At 61.8% G+C, this 14,243-nt stretch carries 9 protein-coding genes; 3 read left to right on the top strand and 6 right to left on the bottom strand.

Features of this window, described 5'->3' with window-relative positions:
- Positions 1-25: 25 nt before the first annotated feature.
- The 6 genes from TERRO_RS07355 to TERRO_RS07380 all read right to left on the bottom strand — a co-directional run bounded on the left by TERRO_RS07355 (position 26) and on the right by TERRO_RS07380 (position 10,637).
- Positions 26-2,611, bottom strand: a complete 2,586-nt coding sequence (locus tag TERRO_RS07355) for a [protein-PII] uridylyltransferase family protein (RefSeq protein ID WP_014785368.1) — start codon at positions 2,609-2,611, stop codon at positions 26-28.
- A gap of 45 nt (positions 2,612-2,656) precedes the next feature.
- Positions 2,657-5,758, bottom strand: a complete 3,102-nt coding sequence (locus TERRO_RS07360) for an efflux RND transporter permease subunit (protein WP_014785369.1) — start codon at positions 5,756-5,758, stop codon at positions 2,657-2,659.
- Positions 5,759-5,764: 6 nt separating this feature from the next.
- Positions 5,765-7,027, bottom strand: coding sequence for an efflux RND transporter periplasmic adaptor subunit (locus tag TERRO_RS07365; protein WP_014785370.1), 1,263 nt, complete (start codon positions 7,025-7,027; stop codon positions 5,765-5,767).
- On the bottom strand, positions 7,024-8,307 hold the full coding sequence (locus tag TERRO_RS07370; RefSeq protein ID WP_014785371.1) for a TolC family protein: 1,284 nt from the start codon (positions 8,305-8,307) through the stop codon (positions 7,024-7,026). The genes TERRO_RS07365 and TERRO_RS07370 overlap by 4 nt, the downstream gene beginning before the upstream one ends.
- 433 nt (positions 8,308-8,740) lie before the next feature.
- The gene (locus tag TERRO_RS07375) at positions 8,741-9,079 is read right to left on the bottom strand and encodes a P-II family nitrogen regulator (RefSeq protein ID WP_014785372.1); all 339 of its coding nucleotides are present in this window, start codon (positions 9,077-9,079) and stop codon (positions 8,741-8,743) included.
- Positions 9,080-9,197: 118 nt separating this feature from the next.
- Positions 9,198-10,637, bottom strand: a complete 1,440-nt coding sequence (locus TERRO_RS07380) for an ammonium transporter (protein ID WP_081490615.1) — start codon at positions 10,635-10,637, stop codon at positions 9,198-9,200.
- A 411-nt stretch (positions 10,638-11,048) separates the two neighbouring features.
- Here TERRO_RS07380 and TERRO_RS07385 point away from each other — a divergent pair, with 411 nt between their 5' ends.
- From TERRO_RS07385 to TERRO_RS07395, 3 genes are all read left to right on the top strand, one after another.
- Positions 11,049-11,549, top strand: a complete 501-nt coding sequence (locus TERRO_RS07385) for a hypothetical protein (RefSeq protein ID WP_217164476.1) — start codon at positions 11,049-11,051, stop codon at positions 11,547-11,549.
- 131 nt (positions 11,550-11,680) lie between these two features.
- A complete protein-coding gene (locus TERRO_RS07390; RefSeq protein ID WP_041593116.1) occupies positions 11,681-12,295 on the top strand; it encodes an NADH-quinone oxidoreductase subunit B in 615 nt (204 codons plus the stop codon).
- A 236-nt stretch (positions 12,296-12,531) separates the two neighbouring features.
- Positions 12,532-14,169 (top strand): OmpA family protein, encoded by a 1,638-nt coding sequence (locus TERRO_RS07395; protein ID WP_014785376.1) that lies wholly within the window; start codon positions 12,532-12,534, stop codon positions 14,167-14,169.
- Positions 14,170-14,243 lie beyond the last annotated feature (74 nt).

The raw sequence follows: 14,243 nt of genomic DNA on the forward strand, positions 1-14,243 counted from the left end.
CATCGTACCCAATCCCGGTAGAAGATCAACCAGCATTTGCAGCGATGGCTGCGACCAGCTTTGCCTGCAGACCGGGTAGATCGGCGGGTTCGAGTACGTCGCCGTCGCGGGTCAGGTAGAAGACGTCGATGGCGGTGTCGCCTTCGGTGTCGATGACGGCGACTTCAATGTTGGCGCGGGCCTCGCCGAGCGTGGTGCTGATGGCGTAGAGGAGCCCGGGAAGGTCCTGTGCGACGACCTGCAGGACGGTCGAGTGAGAGGACGATTCGGTGTCGAACTCGACGGAGGTCGAGACGTCCACCAGCGGTGCACGGCGGCGTGACCGTTTGCGGTGGGCGATCATCTTTTCGGCGACGGCGGGGTCTGCAATGGCGTCGTGCAGGTTCTGCACCAGGCGGTCGCGTTCGGAGGGGTTCATCTCCAGCGTCTTGAAGCTATCGGTGAAGCGGAAGCTGTCGACGACGATGCCGTGTGCGTTTGAGAAGGCGTCGGCAGTGATGATGTTCATGCCCCATGCGGCGAGCACGCCGGCGATGCGGGCGAAGAGTAACTGGCGGTCGGGAGTGACGAGCGTGATCTCGCTGCGGTCGGCGCGCCAGACGAAGTCGAGCTGCACGGCGTCATCGCTGAGCTTCTTGCTCATCAGGTAGTGCGTGCGGATCTGCTCGGGCGAGCGCGTGCGCAGGTAGCGCTGCGGGAAGCCTTCGAGAAAGTGCATGACGTCGCGGCTTTCGCCTTGCAGCAGTTGCGTGACACGCAGTACGAGTTCGCTGCTGACGCGCAGGTCCACGCGCTCCTCGTCGATGTTGCGGTCGAGGTGGTTGGAAGTGGCGATGTAGAGACGCCACAGGTTCTCGGCCTTCCAGGGTGTCAGCGCGTCGGGGTGTACGGCGTGGATGTCGGCGAAGGTGAAGAGCGTGATGATGCGCAGTTCTTCGGGCGTCTGCACCTTGGCTGCGAAGCCGCGGACCGTCTCGGCGTCAAAGATGTCGCGGCGCAGGGCCGCGCTCATCTCAAGGTGATTCTGGATAAGGCCGAGGACGAGGCCGGATTCGTAGTCGTCCAGTTCGAGGCGCTCGACGACGCTTTGCGCGAGGCGCGCGCTCTCCGTGGTGTGTTCGCCGGTGGAGCGGCCTTTGCCGGTGTCGTGCAGCAGTGATGCGAGGTAGAGCAGGTCGGCGTGTTGCAGGTCGCGCAGGATGGCGGCGAAGCGGCGCTTCCACTCGGCCATGGGACCTTCGCCCGGCGTGAAGAGGCCGTGGAGTGTGTCGATGAGGACGAAGGTGTGCTCGTCGACGGTGTACCGGTGGTAGGCGTCGCGGATGACGAGGGCGTCGATCCCGTGGAACTCCGGGATGAGGAGTTCGAGGATGCCGAGGGTGTGCATCGATCGCAGCGCGAGGCCGGCATGGCGACCGAGGAAGATAAGCCGCAGTTTGTGCCAGAGTGCCGTGCCTTCGTCGAGTTGCGATGAGAGGACGGGAACGGATTCTTCGAAGCGGACTTCCGCGACGTTGCTGAGGCGTGCGCCGGTCTCCGCGATGGTTTGAAAGGCGCGCAGCATGACCTCGGGGTCGCATGCGGGGTCGTAGTCCTGCGTGGCCTCGTCGATGAAGATACGGCCGCGCTCCAGGCGCATGCCGGGTGTGTCGGCGGGGGCGGTGCGCTTGAGCAGCTCCTTCGACATGCGCAGCAGCGACTTCTGCTTGGGCAGCGCGTCCATCTGCTGTTCCAGGCGTCGTGCGATTACGCGTGCGTGGCGGAAGTAGTGCTGCATCCAGTGGGCCGCATCGCGCGGCAGGCCGTGGGGTACGCCGATGCCGTCGGCGGCAGCGGCGTCCTGCGTCTTCCAGTCGAGGGCGTTGCTGTCGCGGCCATTGCGCAGGTGGAGGAAGCAGCGCACGGCCGCGAGGAAGGCGAATGCCTCGCGGAACTCCATGGACTGCGGTGCGTCGTCGTTGGTCAGGCGTGCAAGCCAGCCGCAGACGTTGGCATCGCGCAGGCCGCCGGGACATTCCTTGATGTTGGGTTCCAGGTGGAAGAGTGTGTTGCCGTACCGTGCGTGGCGGTCGCGTGTCAGTTCGGCCAGGCGCTGTGTGATGTTTTTGCGCTCGCGGTCCAGCAGCTTCGGCAGGCAGTCGTCGATCAGCTTGTTTGTGAGAGTAACGTCTCCGGCGAGCGGCCGCACGTCGAGCAGAGAGAGTGTGAACTCTGCGTTGTCACTGTCGTATTTTTCGCATTCGCCGATCACGCGTGTTGTGGCGGCGACGCGGATGCCGCTGTCCCACAGCAACTGGTTCATGCGCTTGATGGGATCTTTTGCGTTCTTCTCTTTGGCGGCATCTTCGACCACGAACAGGAGGTCGAGGTCTGAGGCAGGGAAGAGTTCCTGACGTCCGTAGCCGCCTACCGCCAACATGGCGATGCCGCTGCGCAGGCGTTCGTCTGTCGCTGCGGCCTCCTGCCAGAGTGACCTGACCAAGGAGTCGGCTGCGGCGGCTCGTGCATGGATCAGCGCCACACCCGTGGTGTCGCGAGCACTGAAACTTCCCCGCAGGGTGAGCATGCTGTTCAGGTATTGCTGCCGGGGCGCAGCGATGTCGTCTGCCATGCCCTTACCTTCTCATGCTTTCCGAGTTCTTTCTAGAAGGAGATCTCAGTGCGTGTCCGGGATCTCCTGAGGGCTGAAGCGGCGGTAGAGCAGTGGAAGGACGAAGAGAGTCAGCAGGGTTGCGGTCACGAGACCACCGATGACGACGACGGCGAGGGGTCTTTGGACCTCGGCGCCACGGGAGTTTGCGAGAGCCATGGGGACGAAGCCGAGCGAGGCGACGAGTGCTGTGATGAGCACGGGGCGCAGACGATCGGAGGCTCCCTGCTGCACGGCTGTCTCAAGATCCTTGCCGTCTTTACGGAGGGTGTTGATGTGCGAGACCATCACGACGCCGTTGAGCACCGCGATGCCGAAGAGTGCGATGAAACCGACGCTGGCGGACAGGTTCAGGTTGATGCCGGTGATCCAGAGTGCGGCGATGCCGCCGACGAGCGCCAGCGGCACGATGCAGAGGATGAGCAGCATCTGCCGGGCGTTGCGGAAGGTGGCGTAAAGCAGGGCAGCGATGATGAGGATTGAGATGGGAAAGACGATGGCCAGGCGCTGCTGTGCGCGGCTCTGGTTCTCGTACTGGCCGCCCCACTCAAGCCGGTAGCCTGCAGGCAGTTGCATGCCGTCGGCAACGGCTTTCTTGCAGTCGACGACGAAGCTGCCAAGGTCACGTCCGTCTACGTTGGAGGTGACGACGGCACGGCGTGTGGCGTTCTCGCGGTTGATGAGGATGGGACCGCGGACTTCGCGGATCTCTGCGAGCTGATCAAGCCGCACGAGATTGCCGCTGGGTGTCTTCATCTGGATCGCGCTGAGCTGTTCCGGATCGTTCCGGACATCCGCGGGCAGCCGCAGTGCGATCGAGAAGCGCTGCTCTCCGACGAGCATCTCCGAGACGGTTTTGCCGCCGTAGAGGGATTCGATGAACTCGCGGATGTCGCCAACGTTGACGCCGTAGCGGGCGATGGCGTCGCGGTCGATGCGGATCTGCAGCTCTTCCGCGCCGGAGATGAGTTCCATCTGGTTTTCGGCCGCTCCCTTGACGCCGCCGATGATGTGGTTGGCCTGGTGGCCGAGTTGTTCGAGTGTGTCGATGTCGCCGCCATCTTTTGGCGCGAAGATCTTGAGTGCAACGTCGCCGCGGGTGCCGGTGATGGTCTCATCCATGCGCATCTGCATGGGCTGGGTGAACTCGTACGAGACGCCGGGAATTTTCTCAAGCTCCTTCTCGATGCGGTCGGAGAGCTCCTTGTGTTTGCTGGTGCTTGCTTCCTGAAACTTCGGTGTGAAGGAGACGTAGGAGTCGGATTCGTACTCGCCCATGGCCTCGGTCGCCAGGTCGGGGCGGCCCAGCTTGGTGACGACGCTGCTGATCTCCGGGAAGCTCTTGATGGTGCGTTCGATCTGCTGGCCGATCACGACGGATTCGGTCAGCGAGATGCCCGGCAGGCGCTTGGACGTAATGACCATGGAGCCTTCATCGAGCCGCGGCATGAACTCCGTGCCGATGAACTTGAGCGAGCCGATAGCGAGAACGATGAGGACGCCGGAGACGATGAAGATCCAGCGGGAGTAACGTTCGGAGCGCTTGAGCGCACTCTCGTAGTGGCGGCGGAGTTTGTCGAACCAGTTTGGCTTCTTCTCGTCGTGCTTCTCGCGTTCTTCCTTTGTCTGCTTTGCCTTGTGCTTCAGGGCGAGTGAACAGAGGGTCGGCACGATGAAGAGCGCGAGGAAGAGCGACCCGGCAAGTGCTGAGACGACCGTGACTGCCATGGGCCGGAACATACGGCCTTCGAGACTCTCGAGCGTGAGCACCGGCAGATAGACCGCGATGATGATGAGCACGCCAAAGGTGACGGGGCGGGCGACCTCGATGGCGGCGTCGCGGATGATCTCGAGCAGCGGGCGTTCTTCGCCGGTTTCGACGCGATGGATGCAGTTCTCAACCATGACGACCGAGCCGTCGACGATGGTGCCGAAGTCGATGGCACCAAGGCTCATGAGGTTGATGGAGATACGGAAGGCGCCCATCCCGAGAAAGCCGAAGAGCAGCGAGAGCGGGATGGTGACGGCGACGACGAGCGCCGCGCGCCAGTCCCCAAGGAAGAAGAGCAGGATGACGATGACGAGGAATGCGGCCTCAATGAGGTTCTTCTTCACCGTATGTGTCGTCGCGTTGATGACGTCGCTTTGGTCGTAGAAGGGCAGGATGCGGGCGCCCCCGGGCAGTTTGAGCGAGGCGACTTTCTCCTTGACCAGCTTGATGATCTGGTCGCCGTTTTCGCCACGCAGGATGATGACCATGCCGGAGACCGTCTCGCCCTTGCCATCCTTCATGACTGCGCCATGGCGCGGCAGTGCCGACAGCTTCATGGTCGCGATCTGGTTCAAGTAGGTGGGGATACCGTTGCGCGTGGTGACGACGATCTTGCCCAGGTCGTCGAGTGACTGGGCGCGGCCGATGCCGCGAATGGTGTACTGCTGCTCGGCGTGCTCGATATAGCTGCCGCCGAAGTTGTCGTTGTTCGACGAGACCGCGGTGACGACATCGTGCAGCGTGAGGTCGTAGCGGCGAAGGCTGTCGGGGTTGACCTCGATGGTGTACTGCTTGGTCTGGCCGCCCCACGAGTTGATTTCGCTGACGCCGGGGATCGTGAGCAGGTCGTAACGGATCACCCAGTCGTGGAGCGTCTTGATGTCCATCAGCGACATCTTTGGCGCTTCGACGGTGTACTGGTAGACCTCGCCGAATGCCGTGGCCATCGGACCGATCTGCGGCTGCAGGCCGGTGGGTATACGGCTCTGCACCTGGTTCAGGCGCTCCGCAACAAGCTGGCGGACGAGGTACTTGTCCATGCTGTCATCGAAGATGACGGTGACCATCGAGAGGTCGAGCTTCGAGGTGGAGCGCACCATCTGCAGCTTTGGCATGCCCATCAGCGATGTTTCGATGGGATAGGTAACGAGCTGCTCGACTTCCACGGGCGACAGACCCGGGCACTGCACAGTGACGACGACCTGATTGTTCGTCAGGTCGGGGAAGGCCTCGATCGGTAGCTGGAACATCGTGTAGATGCCGCCTGCGATCAGGACGAGCAGCATCGCGACGACGAGCCAGCGGTTGTCGAGCAGGAATGAGATGACCTTCTTCATCGGGGTTTAGCCATCTCCCACGGTGCCCTTGAGCAACTCACCCTTGACCATGAACGCGCCCTTGACGACGATGTGATCGCCCGGCTTGAGGCCCTGAACGATCTCGGCGCGGCCCTTGGAGTGCGTGCCGAGCCGCACGATCTGCGGGCGGAAGGTAACGCCGTCCATGGTGAGGAATACGACCTGGTTGCCGTTGATGTTCTGCAGCGCGTCCTCCGGAATGAAGACAGCGGTACGGCTGGCGGTGCCGGCGATGTGCGCCGCTGCAAACATGCCGGGGCGGAGACGCTGCCCCGGATTAGGGATCACGATGCGCACGGGAATGGTGCGTGTCTGCGGATCGAGTTCGCTGCCGACATTTCCAACGCGACCGTTAAAGGCGAGGTCCGGAAAGCCCTGCGTGGTGACGTCGGCACTTGCGCCGTTGTGTAGCAGGCTTATGTCCTTCTCGTTCGCTGAGGCGGTGACCCAGACGGTCGACAGATCGGAGACGAGAAACGCTTCGGTGCCGGTGTCGACGACCTGTCCGACGGTGAGAGATCGCGAGAGGACAACACCGTCGATCGGCGACCGGATGGGCACCAGTTCGCGGTTGTAGAGATTATTTGCGTTTAGGCTTTCAGGCGTGACCTGGAGCAGCTCTGACAGATGTTCCCGCTCCATGTGAACGCTGGCATCTGCGTCGAGGAGACTCTGTTTCGCCTGGAGGAGATCCTGCTCGGACTTCTGCTTCTCTTCGAGTGAGGCGGCCTGGATGCTGTAGAGCTTGGCGTAGCGGTCGCGGGCCTGCGTGGCGAAGGTGACGGCGCCCTTGGCACGGTCGACAGCAGCGAACGCCTGCAGAAGCGCGCCGACGGTTTCGTGGACGGAGTGGCTGTGTACCTGGCCAAGGGTCTGGCCGCGGCGAACAACCGCGCCCGGAAGAACGCTGAGCGAGGTGATGCGACCGTCGGCGACGACACCCACGTGCGAGGTGCGCTGATCGTTGGGAACGACCTGACCGTTGAGCGTCAGGAGCTGCGGCATGGACGCGACTTCAACCGGCGCGATGGCGATGCCGGCCTTCTGCTGGTCCGCAGCCTGGATCTTCACCGAGTCGGCGCTGGCTGCCTTCTTATCGTCGGCGCCAGACTTGCCGTCGCCTTGCTGGGACGCGGACTGCTTTTGATCTTCGCCCTGCTTGCTGCTGCCCTCGTCCTGTTTTCTGGAGCAGCCGGCGAGGGTGACGCAGAGGATCGCTATCGGAATGAGGCGTATCGGTGCGTTCATGGGCGCTCTCCCGTGGCAATCTGCAGGCGGACGGCGCTTTGCTGGAACTCAGTGAGGGTTTTCAGAGCGGTGATCTCCACGTCAATCTCGGTGCGTTCGGCGTCGATGTAGCGCAGCAGGTCGACGCCGCCGATGCGGTAGGCCTCGGTCATGATGGTCAGGTTCTGTTTCGCCCGATCGCGTATTTCGGGCAGCGTGTGCTGCACGATGTCGAGCTGCTGGTCGTAGCTGACGCGTGCGGCTTCGATGTCGGCCCGTGCGGCAAGTTCCGACTGGCGCAGCTGGTCTTCGGCGAGCCGGACCTGTGCCTGCGACCGTTCGATCTCGCCCTGGTTGCGATTGCGAAAGGGGAGCTGGATGTTCATGGATGTATAGAGCGTGTCGAAATTGTTGTTGCGCTTGTATCCGGCGGAGAGGTCAAGGTCCGGTGTCGCGATGGCGTGTTGCAGCTTCACATTCGCCTGTGCGGCCGTGAGTTGCTGCTGTGCGACCCGCAGATCGATGCGGCGGCTGAGCGCGGCCTGGACGTCCAGCGGCGGAAGCAGTGGCATGGTGGTGATGCTGTCCGTAAGCCGGATTGTCGCGAAGTCCTGGCGGCCAATCTGGCGGAAGAGGTCGGCGCGGGCGAGGGCTGCGTCCCGTCGCGCAGTCTGCAGCGACAGGTAGACGCGGTCTCGTTCGATCTGCACGCGGATGAGATCGATGCCGCGCATGGCACCCGCATCGACGCGCTCCTTGTGATACCGGACGATCTCATCGACGCCGGCAATGTCCTGTTGCAGGAGGGAGACGATGGACTCTGCACTGACGGCTCGCCAGTAGCTTGCAGCAACCGAAGCGGTGAACTGCTGGCGCTTGAGGTCGCGCTGCGCCTCGGCGATATTTACGTCTGCTTGCGCAAGTCCGACTCGCTTGCGCCGCTTGCCGTCCAGCTCGAAGGTCTGCGCGAGATAACCGTACTCTTCGGTCTGATCTGCGAATGAGAACTGCGAGTCCCAGGGACGGAGGTCTTCCGACTGGAGATAGAGCCGCGGGTTAGGGCCCAGGTGCGCCTGCCTGAGGAGACCCTTCGACGCGTTCAACTCTTCATCGAAGACCTGGGCAGCGGGACTTGCCAGGGCAGAGGTGATGGCGTCGGTCAGGGTAAGAGGTTGCTGCGCTCTCAGGTTTGGGCACGCACAGAGCAAGAAGACGATCGCCGAAGCGAATGCGAGTGTCGGTCTGAAATTGATGTGCCCGACGCTGCCGTTGCGCCTCCACGATCCCCGAGTGGGTGACATCCCTGTTCCTTTTTGGTTCTGTTGCAAGCAGCAGACGAGGCTGGTGCAGTGAGGATAGGCGTTTGCGGACAGATTCGTCTGCGTAGTCACCGGGCCTCACCACAGAGCGTATCCCACTTCCGATGCTTCGAAGGCGTCCTCTTGCCCTCCGTACGAATGACAATTCGGTCATGTTCGTTCGGCTCAAAATGCGACTGCCGACTTTGCGGAGTTCTTTTAGAAATTGGCGGGCCCGGGACTTGCCTGAACGGGCGAAATGCGGTCTCGGCGGACAGGACAGATGCGCATGGGCGAGGACGGACGCTGTCCACGGATGCCGACGAACGATTGGAGTTGGGGAGAAGCATTGGCACCCCGGAGTGCTGAAAGCTCTTAAAGAATTGCGAAGGGCACGGCTTTCGCCGTGCCCTTCGTGATCGCGAGTCAAGTGGATCTAGAGCGCCAGGTCGCCGCGGTCTTCGTTGCGGATGCGGATGGCATCGTCGACGCGCGTGATGAAGATCTTGCCGTCGCCGATGGAGCCTGTCTGGGCTGCGGTGATGATTGCGTTTACGGCCTTTTCAGCCAGGTCGTCGGTGACGACGGTTTCGAGCTTGATCTTTGGGAGCAGGTCAACCGAGTATTCGCGGCCGCGGTAGAACTCCGTATGGCCCTTCTGGCGGCCGTGTCCCCGCGCCTCCAGGATGGTGATGCCCTCGATGCCGGCCTCGATCAGTGCTTCTTTTACCGCGTCCAGCTTACCTGGCTGGATGACTGCTTCAATCTTCTGCATGGTGTTCTCCGAATCCTTCTCGCGTGCGCGGTGTGCGCCGCGAAGCATCTCATTGTGCCCGAAAGGTCCGGGTGCTGTCGTCACCCGTTGGTGAAACGGCAGCACCCATGCTGGTCAGCTAGTAGGACGGCTCAGCGTGGTAACCCTCTTCGCCGTGCTGCGAGAGGTCGAGACCGGTGTCCTCATCTTCTGCCGAGACGCGCAGGCCGATGGTCTTATCGACCACAACGAGGATGATGGTCGTGCCGACGATGGCCAGACCCCAGGCGATGGCGACGCCAACGGCCTGATTGAGCAGTTGGTGGCCATTGCCTTCGATCACGCCGGTTGCTTTGCCTGCGCCGAGGATTGGGTTGATCACCGAGGTGGCGAAGATGCCGGTGAGGATGGCGCCGATGGTTCCGCCTGCGCCGTGTACGCCGAAGGCGTCCAGCGAGTCGTCATAACCGAACTTCTGCTTGACGATGAAGACCATGAAGAAGCAGAAGACGCCGGTGATGGCACCGATCCAGAGTGCGGAGATGGGCGTGACGAAGCCCGCGGCGGGAGTGATGCCGACCAGGCCGGCGACTGCGCCGGAGATCGCGCCAAGCGCGGTGGGCTTGCCGGTTTTAATCCACTCGGCTGCGGTCCAGGTGCAGGCAGCGGCGGCTGCGGCGAAGTGGGTTGCCACGAACGCCGAGGTCGCAAGGCTGCTGGCATTGAGAGCCGAACCGGCGTTGAAGCCGAACCAGCCGACCCACAGGAGCGCGGCGCCGATGAAGCTGAGCACCAGCGAGTGCGGCGGCATGGCCTCCTTCGGGTAGCCGCGGCGCTTGCCCATGTAGAGGCAGGTGACGAGGGCCGAGACGCCGCTGGTGACGTGAACGACGGTTCCGCCGGCGAAGTCGAGCGTCGGGAACTTGCCGCCCAGCGCCGCGTTCAGCAGACCGCCCTTACCCCAGACCATGTGGGCCATCGGGCTGTAGACCAGGATCGCCCACAGGATCATAAAGACCAGCATTCCGCTGAATTTCATGCGTTCCGCGAAGGCGCCGGTGATGAGGGCGGGGGTGATGATGGCGAACATCAGCTGGTAGACCATGAACGTCTGCAGTGGAATGGTGGTGACGTAGACCTTGTCCGGGACCAGTCCGACGCCGTGCAGCAGCGCATTTTGAAACGATCCAATGAAGAAACCGAAGTGGCCGGTGTTTTCACCGAACGCGAGCGAGTAACCGATGAGCGCCCACAGGACCGTGATGACACCCATCATGGCGAAGGTCTGCATCATGGTGCTGAGGATGTTCTTCTTGCGGACGAGGCCGCCGTAGAAGAGGGTCAGACCGGGAGCGGACATCATGAGAACCAGGGCTGCGGAGACGAGCATCCATCCGTTATCACCGGCGCTCTGTGCTGCGGCGACCGAGGTCTGCAGATCGGCATTCGCTTTTTCCAGGGCTGCGATGCGGGCATCGGAGGTGGGCGCGGTGCCGGAGACGCCGTGCAGCTCCGGTCCGGGACCGGCTGTGGGCGTCTGGGCCGATGCGCTGACGGTCGCGGCCGTACACAGGAGCATGAAGAGAAGACATGGAAGCAGGCGCTCCCTAAAGATTCGTCGCAGATTACGCATAGTGCAAATCACCTGTACCGAAAGAAGTAAGGGGGTTAGCCACATTGCGCTCTCGGTTTGCGAGAAGCGCAGCATGGTATCGCCGTCTAGGAAGCCCGGTGAAACGGTGCGTACAGTTGGTTCGTTTCGTTTACTGTACACAAGGACCCGAGTCGGAGAGGTACTTCACAAGGCATGACTGCAGGATTTATGAGGCGCGTCGCAGGTTTACGCCTGGTGATTATTTTTCTCGGGCTGCCGTGCTGTGGGACTTTGCAGCTGCGGGCGCAGGGCAGGGGATGCGCGTCTCTGGAGTTCGATGGCGAGGTAGAAGCGGGCAAAAGCTTTCGCCACAGCATTGATGCCTCGCACGTCTTTTTGCTTGAGAGCATTGCATCAGGCTGGATCGTGCGTGTGCTGCCGGCCGCGGGGATCCGACCTGTGCATGATTATGCGGAGCTGGCGACACCGCCCTACCGGTCGCCAAATCCTTTGCTGATCTCCACGGACTTCAGCTTTCGGGCCCAGGATGCGATCGCCTGGAATCCGCGTGAGTTCCATTTCTTTACGACGCCGCAGCAACTGGCCGTGGCGACCCGGGCATTTGAGGCGACCGAGCGGGAACCGAACCGTCCGGCAGCCGGTGCTGCGCTGTTTCCCTTGCTGGCGCAGGCCTGCAAGGGGGAACTGCGTATTACGGACGCACGCATTGCAGGCGGCACGGCGGACCAGTCTGCCATGGCGGCAACGGTGGCCTCGCACTTTGCGCAGACAGCGCATACGCTGGAGACAAGTGCCGCTCCAACCGGCCTGGGCCGGATCGTAATGTTGCGGTTCCGTGTGCGGTTTCATGGAGCCGCGGCAGGTACTTCGCGCTGAGGTGTCGTGATCTGCATCACACTGTCAATCCCCTTTGCAGGGAAGAATGTGGCCCAAGGTGCCATGTCAAACCCATGACATCCGGCAAAATGCCGCTAGTGTAGAAAGTTTCGTGACATAGAATGAAGAGCATGATGACCCCTCCAGAAGAGACCTCGAGCAACGGTCGCCCCGCGTCGCCGCAGGGATCGGACCGCTACTTTTTCGGCACACTGGATTCCTTCGGGAAGAACCAGGACAAGCTGCGTGAGGTGAACTGGGGACCGCAGCAGCCTGAGGGCGTGGTCCTGGCATCGATGGATGCGGCAGTGAACTGGGCGCGCAAGAACTCGGTCTGGCCGATGACCTTCGGCCTGGCGTGCTGCGCGATCGAGATGATGAGCATGGGTGGATCCCGCTATGACATCGCCCGGTTCGGAGCAGAGGTATTCCGTCCGTCACCCCGTCAGAGCGATCTGATGGTGGTTGCGGGGCGTGTTTCTCAAAAGATGGCACCGGTGATTCGTCGGCTTTATGAGCAGATGCCGGAGCCGAAGTGGGTTATCAGCATGGGCGCCTGCGCGACATCCGGCGGCGTCTTTAACAACTATGCGTTGCTTCAGGGCGTGAACCAGATCATCCCGGTCGACATCTACGTACCAGGATGTCCGCCACGGCCAGAGCAGCTTCTGTATGCAATCACGCTCCTCCAGGAAAAAATTCAACAGGAGCGGGGCAGCATAAAGGACTCTTTGAACATCGCATAGTGCATATCAGGATTTGTTTCGCCCACTGGCCGAGCGTTACTGGTTAGATTCGGCACGTGGTATCGAGGCAGTAGCGCTGATGTAAACCAGCATCAGTGGATAGGAACCGGCAACGGCAGATATTTCTATGATGGTATGGAAATGCTGCTATACACTCAATCGCAATCGTTACCAAGCGGGCCGTTAGTTTCAGAGCCCGCGCAAGCGTATTAGATATTCCGCGGAGGATAAGTCGCATGTTTTCTCAGCCGTTTCGCAAACTGGGCCGTTCAGTATTGGCAGCCAGCGCAGTAACCCTGGGCGCTGCAAGCCTGGGTGCGCAAACAACGCCAGCCGCACCACCCGCAGGTCCCAACCCGTCGCGCGTCGACGTGTTCATGGGATATTCATACTGGAGTGGGCATGGCCAGCTGAAGCCCGCCGGTATCAGCTACTCCTCGATTGACCTTGGCGCCATCGGTAGCGGCGCGTACTACTTCAACAAGTATGCCGGTTTCGAAGTCTCGGCAGCCTTCCATCCGGATGGTAAGAACGATGGCCTGATGCCCCTGCTTCAGGCTGGTCCGGTCTTCCGTCTTCCTGGCCAGTACGTTACCTTCTTCGGTCACGCGATGGCCGGCGCAGCCCGTCTCGGTGGACCGAACAGCGATGTCCCCGGCGCCACCTATCACAATCCCTACACCTGGGGCCCTGCTTTGACGGCCGGCGGTGGTATGGATTATGACCTGCCGTTCTTCAACCACGCATTCGGTCTTCGTCTGTTCCAGGCTGATTACACGTACATCCACGCAAACTACGGTCCCTATGTCGGCATCCCCACGGCCGGCGCTCTGGGTGGCCGCGCGAACATTAGCTCGGCTCAGTTGAGCTCGGGCATCCTGATGCACTTCGGTCACATCGTTCCTCCGCCCCCTGTAACCTACGCTTGCGTTGCGAGCCCGGTTTCCGGTTATGCGGGTGATCCGATCACCGTCACCGGCACTGCGATGAACGTCAACCCGAAGAAGACCGCGACCTACGCGTGGACTTCGGATGGCGGCAAGGTATCCGGCACCAGCAACGTTGCAACGGTTGACACCACCGGTGCGGCTCCCGGCACGTACAACGTGAAGGGAACTGTCACGGAGAGCATGAAGGCTGGTCGCTTCGCGGAGTGCACCACGCCGTTCACGATCAACCCGCTGCCGGCTCTGTCCCTGAGCTGCTCGGCTAGCCCGTCCTCGGTTCAGCCTGGCGGATCCTCGACCATCAACTCGGTGGTTTCGGACTCCTACGGCCGTCCGGTCAACTACACCTACAGCTACAGCGCAACCTCTGGCTCGATCTCGGGAAGCGGCACCACTGCTACCCTTTCGACCACCGGCGCTGCTCCTGGAACCGTCTCGATCACCTGCAACGTGATGGACGACAAGGGCCGCAACGCAACGGCTTCCACGACGGTCGCTATCATCGCACCGCCGCCGCCGCCGCCAGTTGCTTCGTCCAAGTCGCTCTGCTCGATCACGTTCGACAAGGATAAGAAGCGCCCGGCACGTGTAGACAATGAAGCCAAGGCCTGCCTTGACGACATCGCTCTGAACATGCAGCGCGATTCGTCCGCCAAGCTGGACCTGGTCGGCAACGCAGCATCCACGAAGCGCAGCGCACGTCTGGCAGCAGAGCGCGCAGCAAACACGAAGGCCTACCTGGTCACCGAGAAGGGTGTCGATGCTTCCCGCATCATGCTCTACACCGGTTCGACTGGCGACAACTCGGTCACGTCCACCCTGGTTCCGGCTGGTGCAACTGCACCTGAGCTCGGCACGATGGTTGATGAGTCTGCGGTCCGTGTTCAGCCCCGCAATGCTCCGGCACGTCGTCACCACAAGAAGTAGTCGGAACTGCAACAAGGAAGCGGCTGACCGAAAGGTCAGCCGCTTTTTCTTTTGCAGCATCTAACCTTTTCTGG

This window comes from Terriglobus roseus DSM 18391, from assembly GCF_000265425.1.
Classification (GTDB): domain Bacteria; phylum Acidobacteriota; class Terriglobia; order Terriglobales; family Acidobacteriaceae; genus Terriglobus; species Terriglobus roseus.

What these genes read in the sequence shown, in the direction of transcription:
- TERRO_RS07355 (WP_014785368.1), bottom strand. Translation starts at nt 2,611, where the DNA reads ATGGCAGACGACATCGCTGCGCCCCGGCAGCAATACCTGAACAGCATG.
- TERRO_RS07360 (WP_014785369.1), bottom strand. Translation starts at nt 5,758, where the DNA reads ATGAAGAAGGTCATCTCATTCCTGCTCGACAACCGCTGGCTCGTCGTC.
- TERRO_RS07365 (WP_014785370.1), bottom strand. Translation starts at nt 7,027, where the DNA reads ATGAACGCACCGATACGCCTCATTCCGATAGCGATCCTCTGCGTCACC.
- TERRO_RS07370 (WP_014785371.1), bottom strand. Translation starts at nt 8,307, where the DNA reads ATGTCACCCACTCGGGGATCGTGGAGGCGCAACGGCAGCGTCGGGCAC.
- TERRO_RS07375 (WP_014785372.1), bottom strand. Translation starts at nt 9,079, where the DNA reads ATGCAGAAGATTGAAGCAGTCATCCAGCCAGGTAAGCTGGACGCGGTA.
- TERRO_RS07380 (WP_081490615.1), bottom strand. Translation starts at nt 10,637, where the DNA reads ATGCTCCTGTGTACGGCCGCGACCGTCAGCGCATCGGCCCAGACGCCC.
- TERRO_RS07390 (WP_041593116.1), top strand. Translation starts at nt 11,681, where the DNA reads ATGATGACCCCTCCAGAAGAGACCTCGAGCAACGGTCGCCCCGCGTCG.
- TERRO_RS07395 (WP_014785376.1), top strand. Translation starts at nt 12,532, where the DNA reads ATGTTTTCTCAGCCGTTTCGCAAACTGGGCCGTTCAGTATTGGCAGCC.